Source organism: Chitinivibrionales bacterium, assembly GCA_014728215.1.
Taxonomy (GTDB): domain Bacteria; phylum Fibrobacterota; class Chitinivibrionia; order Chitinivibrionales; family WJKA01; genus WJKA01.
The window spans coordinates 1-11,363 of record WJLZ01000062.1 but is presented as its reverse complement, the minus strand read 5'-3'; the positions used below and the strand labels follow the sequence as shown (position 1 = coordinate 11,363).

General features: G+C 46.3%; 10 protein-coding genes. 9 read left to right on the top strand and 1 reads right to left on the bottom strand.

All coding sequences use genetic code 11. The annotated features are described in order from the left end of the window. The first annotated feature begins 557 nt into the window (after positions 1-557). The 9 genes from GF401_04205 (at position 558) to GF401_04165 (ending at position 10,548) form a co-directional block, all read left to right on the top strand. The gene (locus GF401_04205; GenBank protein ID MBD3344247.1) at positions 558-842 is read left to right on the top strand and encodes an acyl carrier protein; all 285 of its coding nucleotides are present in this window, start codon (positions 558-560) and stop codon (positions 840-842) included. Positions 843-929: 87 nt separating this feature from the next. After that, the gene (gene asnB / locus GF401_04200; GenBank protein MBD3344246.1) at positions 930-2,915 is read left to right on the top strand and encodes an asparagine synthase (glutamine-hydrolyzing); all 1,986 of its coding nucleotides are present in this window, start codon (positions 930-932) and stop codon (positions 2,913-2,915) included. Between the two features lie 58 nt (positions 2,916-2,973). Then, positions 2,974-3,966, top strand: a complete 993-nt coding sequence (gene nadE, locus GF401_04195; protein MBD3344245.1) for an NAD(+) synthase — start codon at positions 2,974-2,976, stop codon at positions 3,964-3,966. Next, positions 3,912-4,844: an exosortase gene (gene xrt, locus GF401_04190; GenBank protein ID MBD3344244.1), complete on the top strand. Its 933-nt coding sequence runs from the start codon at positions 3,912-3,914 to the stop codon at positions 4,842-4,844. The genes nadE and xrt overlap by 55 nt, the downstream gene beginning before the upstream one ends. A gap of 213 nt (positions 4,845-5,057) precedes the next feature. Next, a complete protein-coding gene (locus GF401_04185) occupies positions 5,058-5,768 on the top strand; it encodes a DUF4114 domain-containing protein (GenBank protein MBD3344243.1) in 711 nt (236 codons plus the stop codon). A 110-nt stretch (positions 5,769-5,878) separates the two neighbouring features. After that, positions 5,879-8,005 carry a hypothetical protein gene (locus GF401_04180; protein ID MBD3344242.1) on the top strand — a complete coding sequence of 709 codons (2,127 nt, stop codon included), beginning with the start codon at positions 5,879-5,881 and terminating at the stop codon, positions 8,003-8,005. A 689-nt stretch (positions 8,006-8,694) separates the two neighbouring features. Then, positions 8,695-9,207: a hypothetical protein gene (locus GF401_04175; GenBank protein ID MBD3344241.1), complete on the top strand. Its 513-nt coding sequence runs from the start codon at positions 8,695-8,697 to the stop codon at positions 9,205-9,207. Then, entirely contained in the window at positions 9,197-9,463 is a 267-nt protein-coding gene (locus GF401_04170; GenBank protein MBD3344240.1) for a hypothetical protein, read from the top strand. Before GF401_04175 ends, GF401_04170 begins: the two co-directional genes overlap by 11 nt. Positions 9,464-9,507: 44 nt before the next feature. Further along, positions 9,508-10,548: a hypothetical protein gene (locus GF401_04165; protein MBD3344239.1), complete on the top strand. Its 1,041-nt coding sequence runs from the start codon at positions 9,508-9,510 to the stop codon at positions 10,546-10,548. 69 nt (positions 10,549-10,617) lie between these two features. On the opposite strand, the gene GF401_04160 is transcribed toward GF401_04165, so the two are convergent. Further along, positions 10,618-11,187 (bottom strand): hypothetical protein, encoded by a 570-nt coding sequence (locus GF401_04160; protein MBD3344238.1) that lies wholly within the window; start codon positions 11,185-11,187, stop codon positions 10,618-10,620. Positions 11,188-11,363: the final 176 nt, after the last annotated feature.

Here is an 11,363-nt window from a genome sequence, read left to right as displayed (position 1 = left end):
TCAATCTCTCTCTTTGTCTTTAGCAAACCCCTTCGCCAACCTCTCAATCACTTTCATCGTTCCTGATTTACCGGCCATTTTAAGCCGGATAGGGAAGACATACGAAATCATTTAAATGCTTAAAATTTCATTTTTCAGGTCCATTATCTCCCTTAAACCCGGATTTCGGGGGGTAATATCGAGCTCTAAGGACTGGTTAATCGCTTAGAAAAGCGGAAAACCGCCGATTGGGGAGCGGAATGGGGATTTCGCGTGGTCCGACCCGAATATTTATTTGTCGGAGGCATGTGAAGAGACCTGGCCGGTTCAGTTACTCATTTACCCCTAATTTACTTCCTTTACCTGTAATAAGTACTAAATAATTACCAATATCATCAGAGACACATCACCAATCATTATTTCCTTAACTCAACAGCATTTTCCCGGCATTCATCATCTACTCGCACAATTGATTATCCTGAATTATATTTAAAAAATCTTACAGAGACAACTCCAGGGTTAAGGAGTTTTAAAATTAGCGGAAACACGCTATTACCGGCAGGATTATCCTGTACCTGATGAGACATGGGTTCGCAACACCAAACCGGGAGGTTGATTTGAAATACATCAATGAGGTCAAACAGTTCATTGTCGACAACTTTCTTTTCGGTGACGACAGCAAACTTCAGAACGACACATCCTTTCTGGAAAGCGGCATTATCGATTCGACCGGGATTCTTGAGGTTATCACCTTTCTGGAAGAAACCTATGATATCAAAGTCGAGGATGAAGAAATGCTTCCGGAAAATCTCGACAGTCTCAATAACATTTCGACATTTGTGACAAAAAAAAGCAGCAGTTGAATGGTCGTTATCTGTCGAATGTCAAAGGAGCCGTATGCATTTCCATTACGCCACTAATCCACCACTCTCTTCATTCCTGTTATCTCCATGTGCGGTATAGCAGGCATACTCAACCTCAGTGGTCCGGCGCCCCTGTCGATCGAGACGCTGAAAAGCATGATCGGTATCATGCGCTATCGCGGCCCCGATGAATCGGGGGTCTATATCGACGATACTATCGGGATGGCCCATACCCGTCTGAGCATTATCGACCTTTCCGGCGGTACCCAGCCGATCTCAAATGAAAACAAGAAGATATGGGTGGTATTCAACGGGGAAATATTCAACTATCCCGAGCTTCGTGAACAACTCATCACCCGGGGACATGTCTTTTCGACCACGTCCGACACCGAAGTCATTGTTCATCTGTACGAAGAGAAGGGTGAGGCCTGTTTTAACGAACTCAACGGCCAGTTCGCCATTGCACTCTGGGATGCCGGTACGCAGACATTGCTTCTTGCCCGTGACCGCGCCGGAATCCGACCCCTTCATTATACCACCGCAGAGAACCGTCTTCTCTTTGCATCGGAGTGTAAGGCGCTCTTTACCGTAGAAGGTATCAGCCCGGAGATCGACCCGGCAGCAATCGATCAGACCTTTACTTTCTGGACCACCATGCCGGGAACGACCGTGTTCAGAAATATCAGGGAGCTGTGCCCCGGTCATTATATGAAAGCAGTCCGGGGGCGGATCTCTATACATAAATACTGGGATATTCCCCTGTATCCAAAGGACCGGTGGATCGATGATCCCCCGGATGTTATCGGCGAAAAGATCCATGAGCTTCTTACCGATGCCATCCGGATCAGGCTACGGGCCGACGTCCCGGTGGGCGCCTATCTCAGCGGCGGGCTCGATTCCTCGGGGATAACATCCCTTGTAGTCAATAATTTCAACAACGAGGTCCGGACCTTCGGGATACGATTCGACGAGCATGCCTTTGATGAAGGCGCTCATCAAAGGCACATGGTCGATTATCTCAAAGTCAACCATAGTGAAATCAGAGCGTCAAACCGGGATATTGCCACTCACTTTCCATCGATTATATGGCACACCGAGCGCCCGCTTTTGCGTACTGCGCCGGTGCCGCTCTATCTGCTGTCGGGCCTGGTGCGAAACAGCAATTTCAAAGTGGTGCTGACCGGCGAGGGCGCTGATGAGGTGTTCGGGGGATATAACATTTTCAGGGAAGTTCTTGCCCGAAAGTTCTTGGCACGTAATCCGGATTCACCCGGCCGGGGGAACCTGATGGGCAGATTGTATCCCCATATCTTCCGGAATGATAACCAGCGACGGGCATTGCGGAGCTTTTTCGGGCAGGGACTTAAAAATATCGACGATCCCCTTTTCTCCCATCGTATCCGCTGGAATAATACCAGCCGGATAAAAAGACTCTTTTCGTCACAGATGCAGTCTTCATTGAGCGGTTATTCCGCCGCCGATACACTCATCCCTTCCCTTCCTGAACAATTTTCTTCCCTCGATTCACTTGGTAAAGCCCAGTATCTGGAGACCTGGATATTTTTGAGCAACTATCTTCTGTCATCTCAGGGCGACCGCATGGCCATGGCCAATTCGGTGGAAATCCGCCTTCCCTATCTCGATTACCGGGTCATGGAATATGCGGGCAAGATTTCGTCGACCTGGAAAATTTTAGGCATGAATGAGAAATTTATCCTGAAAAAATCATTTGAAAAAATATTACCCCCGGAGATTACCTCACGACCGAAACATCCCTACCGAGCGCCGATACAGCAAGGACTCTACGGTACCAAGGCAACCGGCTATATCGACTCGATGCTCTCACCGCAAACGGTGAAAAACGCCGGCATTTTCGATCCCGGTAAGATAGAGAAACTCAAAGAGAAAGTGACAACTAATCCGGTGATGAGTGAAGTTGATGGCATGGCACTGGCAGGGGTGCTGTCGACCCAGGTATTGTATGACAAGTTTATCGCCGATTTCCCTGCAAATCGTTTCAGCGACATGAGTATCGACCTGGTTGTCGACAAACGGACCGGCGCCAGAACATGATTGGCGGTTACCGGACAGTGAACCTGAAAAATGTGTTTACCAAATACAAAGGAGTAAAATGATGGCGGAAAACTTTTCTTTCGATGTTCTTTCGATCGACGGTGAAAAGGAGACCGGGCATATTGTTACTAATATCCGTAAAGCATTGGGTGAGAGCCTGAAACGGCGGGGACTGGTTGTTGCCGTCTCCGGCGGGATCGACAGCAGTGTCACCGCGGCGCTCAGCGCCCGCGCGGTGGGACCCAATAAAGTACTCTGCCTTCAAATGCCCGAACGACACTCAGCCGATGAAACCGAAGATCTGAGCGCACTCGTTGCCGATACCTTCGGGATCGAAACGGTGTATGAGAATATCTCGGGTATCCTGGAATCCGTCGGGTTCTACCACCGGTATGGTGATGCCGTGCGGTCGGTTATTCCCTCCTATGGCGACGGGTGGAAATCCAAGATTGTTATCCCCAATGTTATGGAAAGTGAAGGATATAATATATTTTCTCTGGTGGCACAGAACCCCGATGGAGAGATAGTAAAGGAACGGCTTCCGCTGAAAGCGTACCTTGCGATTGTCGCCGCCACTAATTTCAAGCAGCGTACACGGAAAATGCTCGAATATTATCATGCCGACAGACTCAATTATGCAGTTACCGGAACACCGAACCGTCTGGAATACGATCAGGGATTCTTTGTTAAACTTGGTGACGGCGCTGCGGATATCAAGCCCATAGCCCACCTTTACAAGAGTCAGGTTTATCAACTGGCCGAATATCTCGGTGTCCCGGAAAAAATCAGAAACCGTCCGCCCACAACCGATACCTATTCACTCGCCCAGGGTCAGGATGAGTTCTATTTTTCTCTTCCCTACGATAAAATGGACCTCTGCTTATACGGTAAAAACAATAATGTTCCTCCTGCAACGGTCGGTGAAGTCATCGGGCTTACCGGAGAGCAAGTGGAACGGGTATATAAAGATATCGAAACCAAACGGAACACAACAAAATATCTCCAGATGGCACCGCTGCTCGTGGGGAACGTCCCGGAGATCAGGCATTGAGAAAAGGACACGAAACAACAAAAAAAAGCATAGCATTCATCCTGATTTCCGGTGCATTATATGGTGTCTTTTACCGGTTGCTTCAACAAACGCCACAAACCGAACTGACCCATCATACATTCACTCATTTACCGATAATACCTTTTATCAGCGCGTTTTTCTTTTTTACCGAGCGCAAAACAATCTTTTCCCATCAGGATCGCGCCATAACTGCAGGGAGTATCATTGCCTGTGCAGGAATTGCCGGGTTTGCGATATCCTATGCAGCTGGCGCATATCTGTCACCCAACAATGTGGCAAGCCTGGGAACCGTATCGATAATTACACTCTGGACCGGTTTATTTGTTCTGTTTTTTGGGACAGAGGCGCTGAAAAAAGCCCGTTTTCCTGTCTTGTTTCTGCTTTTCGCCGTTCCCATACCGCTTTTTATTCTGATTCCCTATGTCCATTTCCTCCAGGTACTATCGACCGAAGCCGCTCATGTAATTTTCATGATCAGCGGAGTTACCTTTGTCCGTGAAGGATTCATGTTTCATCTCCCTCAGGTCAGTATTGAAGTTGCCGATGTATGCAGCGGGATACGGTCGAGTATTGCGCTTTTTATAACGGGCATTATGGCAGGGAAGCTTTTTTTGAAGAAACCTGTTTCAAAAGTAATTCTGGCTCTGGCGGTATTTCCGATAACGATTATCAAGAATGGACTCCGCATATCAGGACTTGCGATCTTGGGCTCCTATGTCGATTCCAGAATTCTTCACAGCGACATTCATCGCGAGGGAGGCAAACCATTCTTTATTCTCGCGCTCCTGTTACTGGGCCTGATATTATGGGCTTTAAAGCGATGGGAGAAAGGAGTTCAGGAACGCAAGACCAGGTGAGCGGATTGAAGCAGCCGGCTTCATGAACGCTACCAAGACCGGTCGCCAAGGCCAAAAAGTGTAAGCTTTTCCGACAAATCAGCACCCTTTTTTACACCCCCTTTGATAATACCCCCTATTTCCGCGTTTTTTAATCGATAAAGCTTCATGGCATTGTGTTTGCGTCTATTTAAGCTTCAATATGGAAGAATGTAACCCTTTTCAAGGAGCCATATGAAACTTCTAAGAGTTTCCCCCCTTATCGGACTTCTCCTAGCAGGAAGTCTGTTTGCCGACATCATTATGACTACCGATCCGGATTTCACTTTCGGTGATTCATGGGACAGCAATCCTCCCGGCAATCTGGTTGAGCTTATCGATCATGTCAGTGATAACCCGATAACTCAGTTATACCCTGATGTTCATCTCGATCAGGTCGACACCGAAATTTTTACCGGCAAGGGAGCTTTTTCCATTATTCTGGGAGAATTTGCCGGAATGGCTGATGAGACTACTTTTGGCTGGTACGAACAGGGCTCACCCGATGGACTGAATCAGATCTTTGATGGCAACGATTCTTTTCTGGCCAGTGATGAAATCTTTTTTAATGGTGCAGTTAAAGATTTTGGTTTTTATATCGACCCGAATGGCGCACTGCTTTACAATGGCACCGATTATACTCCTCACTATACCGAAAGCGCACTCAATCCCGGCGGATTGGATCAGGCTGCTGTTTTTAAAATCAGAGAGATTGATGACACCTATATTCTTGGGTGGGAAGACCTTCCTGTTCTCGGCAGGAGCGATGCCGACTATCAGGACATGATCGTTGCTGTAAAAATCAACAGTGTACCAGAGCCTTCAACGATTTCACTTATCGGTATGGGTCTTTTCTGTCTCGGTGGATTCTGGTTTTCCCGAAAGAAAAAATCAAACAAGAGCTAAATCGAATACATTCGATTTTATGATAATTTAAAGCTGCCTTGCAAAAGGCGGCTTTTTTTATTATTTATAGTAATCAGATAGAGGGTCGCACATTCAACAAGCCACCTCGTATGCTTATACATTCCTTTATACTAATAACCGCCATTATCGATATCGTTTTCTGTTTTATGCTTCTTTTCAAGAAGAAAAGAAAGCTCTCGGTGGTCCCATCATTCATTCTGACTCTTCTTATCTCAGAAACCTCCTGGGTGGCCAATAGGATCGTAAGCTCAACAATCGGCATTATCGAATCCGATTGGATTAAGTTTTACGGGGCGCTTTCCATGGCCGCCACGATCGTTATTCTGGAATTGGTTCACCAACTGGTTCCCCTGAGAAGAAAAGGTAAACACATCGTTTCACCATGGATATGGCGTGTTGCCGGTATTCTCACCGTGGGGATCTCCTTATTTACCCAATGGACTCATTTCATAATCCAGGGAGATACGCCGACGATCCGGTTGAATGCCGTGGGAATGGGAATAATCATTCTTCATTTTCTTTTAAATCTGCTTGTCCTTTACTTCATCGAAACTGCCTATCGATCGCTGGAGCCTTACCGTCGACGGGGCATTACCACCTGTTTTATCGCCTTTGCCGGCATTGCCGGATATCAGATGATATTTCATACAAATACGCTCCTTTTCCAGACTATTTCAACCAAATACATGCTGGCGGGCATTGTGGTTAATTCTCTTTTACTGCCGATTGCATTTTCGGGCATGTTTCGTCATCGCATAGCCAATGAAAAGGTAGCGGTATCCCGTGAGATTATCTATTCCTCCCTAAGTCTGTTCATTGCGGGAGCCGTTCTTCTGGGCCTGGGTTCCACCGTCTATATTATCAGCCGGTTCGGCATCGCCTTTACCCAGTTTGAAATATTTTTCGGCATTTTTTCCGCCGCCTTTTTAGTGGTCTTTGTGGTTACATCACCCAAAATGCGCGGCACGATTGTCCGTTTTGCCGGAAAACACATTTACCAGCGCAAATACGATTACCGCGATCAGTTTTTCCGCCTCCACCAGACCTACATGACCGCCACAACCATGGAAGAATCCATAATGCAACTTATCATTGCTCTGAAATACGGCGCGGGTTTTGAGGATGCCTACATTTTTCTGGCCGATCCCAGAGATGATAATTTCTATTTACAAAACAACCCTGTCTCACCGGTGAAAGGGCCTGAAATCGGAATACCCGGCTCCAGTGTAATGATCAGCACCTTTACGAGCGATACAAAACCCCTTGATTTTCTTACTCTCCTTTCCGAAAAGCCCGGCACGCTCAGTGATAACGACCGCCGCATTATCGAACGACTTCAACTGACAGCACTGTTTCCGGTTATCCACAATAAAGCCTTGCTGGGTGTCCTGGGAATCCGGACAGCACTTAAAGAAGCACTCGACAAAGAAGACAAGATGCTCATCAGAGTATTTGCCGGTTCGATCGGAAATGTTATCTACAAATACAAACTCCAACGGGAACATGTTGAAAACAAACAGTTTGAATCATTCAGCAGGATATCATCGTTTATAATTCATGATGTCAAAAATCAGGTCGCTACATTATCACTTGTCGCAAAAAACGCCGACAAAAATATGGACAATCCCGAATTCCGCAAAAGCCTTCTGCGATCCATAAAGAATTGCTCCGCAAACCTTCAGGTGCTGATCAACAAACTGGGCTCTGCGCCAAAACAGGATGACCTCGAGGTCACCGAACAGGATATCAGTCCTGTGATAATGGAAGCACTGGAAAGCTCTGGCGTCGACGCCGTAGCCGACGTGGATATTTCCACCGATATCAGCACCCCCCTGCTCTGCAGGATAGATAAAAAATCGCTTTTCTATATCATGAAAAACCTGATAATCAATGCTCTTGAAGCCATGGAATTCAAAGGGACCCTTTCTCTCTATGCAACCAAAAGCTACTCAATTCCACCTTCAATAAAACAAGACCTCGCCCTTGGGGACCACCTCATCGCCCGCCATCATGGGGCAATAATAGTTAAAGACACCGGCTGCGGAATGTCTCAAGAATTCATGCAAAACAAACTTTTTCATCCATTCAGCAGCACCAAAGACAAGGGAGTCGGTATCGGACTTTACCAGTGTAGAACCCTGGTTGAAAAGATGCATGGAAGGTTGCTGTGCTCTTCACGGATGGGAGAAGGGAGCGTTTTTTGCATATTGATGTAACCGTAATGGAGATTCATTATAGAAAAAGCGCCAAAGGCGCTCCGGGGTGCGGCGGTGGAACTCCCGCTTCAAACAGCTTTTTGACCCCACATCTGAATTTCCATGTTTCATCCGCGTTCTATTCTGTCCGTGCCGTTATACATTATCAATAAATTCTTGCCTTCATACCTTCCTCAACCACCGGGGCACTTCCGTAACATGAGTTGGCCGGCGGTGTTGTATGATCCGACTCCGACCACATTGAGCATTGAGCATAGGGAAGGGGTTACCACCCCTTAAACCCCATTAGGAAAATGCTTTATTCCAGGCTATGCGCCGGAGCGCATAGGGGGGTGAATTGCAAAACGGTGTTTTAAGGGGTGCTTAACCGGTTAGCCAATCTCAAAATCGGGGATTGTAGAACGGAAACGCGGTTGTACGTGGTCCGATCCGATTGACGTTTTTAAGGGCTAAAAAATGGTGTTTCAGGGATGGCAAATCATGCTATTAATGGTTTTTTAATCGCTTAGAAACCTAGGTAATTGGCGATTTTTAGCTGAACCAGGCAATTGTCATGGTCCGAAACGGTTGATTTAAAAAAAATTATTGACATATTTTCATGGCGGTGGTATAATGTGGTTTTCTTGTATGCATCTATTCACCGGCGGGAAAAAAATGGTATCCACGGCCGCCACGAAAGGATCTGCTCTATGGCAAACTGTATTGTTTGCGGAAAGGAATTGTGGCAGGGACAAGTTAAGTATTGTCCCAGGTGCGCCAGGGAAAAGAATACTCCCGGTACTGGTGATGTTGTTCTGGACAATCTTTTTGCTCTCGCTCTGAAACTCGGCATACGGCATATAATCCTTCCTTTGGCCCCTTGCATAGCCATTCTCTGGAGTATCGCTTTTTTGGTGGAGAAGATCAACGCGGCTACCGGCTCCGTCGTATTGGGCGCCTTGATCATGTGGGCCGCCTATATTGTGGCCTCAATTCCTCTGGGCTACATGTTCATTAAAGCGTTACCTTCCGGATTCTTTAAAACCTACTGGACCAAGCCCTTTCCTTATTATAATGCTTTCATGTACTTCATGGTGTTTATCATCTTCAAGAATATCAATGACGGCATTCAGGAATCCCCGGTTTCCGGGGGCGCCGCGGCGTTAATCATTCTGGCTCTTCCTTTATATCTCCCTGTGCGTAGCCTCCCATATGGAGCTTAGTCCACAGGATATTAAAGGCATGTGGTCGGGAATGCCGATTATGATTTTGACTCTGTTTGTTTTCAACGTCGCGGCACTCTTTTTTAATATCGATACGTGGCATTATGTCACCATGACCAACCAGACCACCGGCCTTTTTGTAGGGCTCTTTTTTTATGCAATGGTTATTTCAATATTCTATACGGTGCTTTCCGTGATTGGTGTCAATATGTACTCCTTATTGAAACATTGTGCAATAGTCAATCCTTTTCGATAAACAATTCATTTGATTGCACCATCTGGTGCGGCCGGGAGGAAATTATGCAGCAAGTTCGATTTTTAGTATCCATGATCTGTCTGGCCGGTCTGATCGGCTGTTCATCCAAGCAGTCTCCGCCGGACAACCGTTCGAAGTTTGATGAAAGCCTCGATGCTCTTGCCGGGCAGATCGTCAAAGACCTGTCGACTTTTGAAAAAAAAGTCGTTGCTTTGCGCGACTTTGCCCATCTTGAAGGCAAGATTACGCAACTAGGACGTTTCATTGCTGAAGAGTTGACGACGCGCCTTTATCGCACCGGACGGTTCGAGATAATCGAACGCCAGTTATTGCATCGTACCATGCATGAGCATAAGCTGAACATGATGAGTATGGTCGATCAGCAGTCCGCGGTGAAACTTGGCAGGCTCATCGGCGCCCAGGTGATCGCCTCGGGCTCCCTTACCGACCTGGGTTCCTCGATAAAAGTCAATGCGCGACTGGTCGACACCGAAAACGGAAAAGTCTTTTCCGTAGCGTCGGTTACTATTCCCAAAACCACAACAGTGGCGTCGCTGATGTCAAAACCCCTGAAAGACGGTGCGTTCAACTTCGGTCGGAACGCTTCTCAGGAGAGGGACAACACCAATGGAAAAAAAGGTGCCGCCCAGGAGATGTCCCCTACTGCATCATCCGTCCCGTCGGCTATCGACAAACTCACTAAAGACGGTTTCACTCTCTCGGTACGGCAATGCGCCCGGACTATCGACGGCACCGTGACCTGTACCCTTACCATAGAAAACACAAATGAGAAAGATCGTGAATTTGCCGTCCAGTACGGCTACCCTTCCACCCGTATGTTCGACAACCTCGGTAATGAGTATCGTATTACCGCTATCGACATGGCAAACAAATCCTACCGTTTCCGACCGATGGGAAGCAGCTATCAGGAGATGCGAAAGCTTGTAGTAGCCGGTGTGCCTCTGACCACGGTTTTGACTTTTGAGAATGTCTCGCAAAAGGCTTCTGAAATCGCACTTCTGGAGATCAATTGCGGCCGCGACTGTCTTTTTAAATTCCGTAATCTTTCTCTGGAGGAGCAATGAAATTTATTTCGTTATTCGGTGTTCTCGGAGTATTCGGTTTCTTTCTTCATCGGGGTGGGGTCTCTATATTTATTCTTCTGGTAAAAAGTCCTGGTATCGATTTCCGTCATTGTAACGTGTTTGATAATATACAAATGTATTTTTGTCAATTTTCAATAAGTCATTAATTCTATCTCTCGGGACAGATATTGTCATTGTATCACCATTAATACTGACTGATGCTTCGCATTGTTGCGATGCTCCTGTTTCTGTATATTTCCAAACATCAACCTGAACAAATGTCAAAATTTGGTCAATTCTTTCAGGGCCAGTTCCCCCTTTCCAATGTGCTACTGCTAATTCAAGATCATCAACTTTTAATCCATCATTATCTATGTCAAACCTTGATGCCCAGAAGTATTCCAATTCATCTTCATTAACTTCACTTTGGTGATTGATAAGGCTCTCAGGCAATTCGCTCACAACAATCTTTGTAATTATTGAGTCTTGCGATACAGTCGAAAATGCACTTTCAATATCTATAAAATCATACGGCGTGTCTCCTAAACAATCACTATACCATTTTCCATCACAAGCTGTTGTCGTAACATCTGAAGTACATTTTTCATTTTGCGTCGGGTTGGATTCCTTGCATGACAATATCGCAAATATCAATATCACAACAATTATATTTAAGCATTTTCTTGTTTTTCTTTTCTTTCCCCACCCTGGCCGATCTCACGTAATTTGACCGCCGAATCTCATTTAATTTGACCGTTCTGTCTCAGGTAATTTGACCGGCGAATCTCACTCAAAATGACCGGTAAATCTCACCT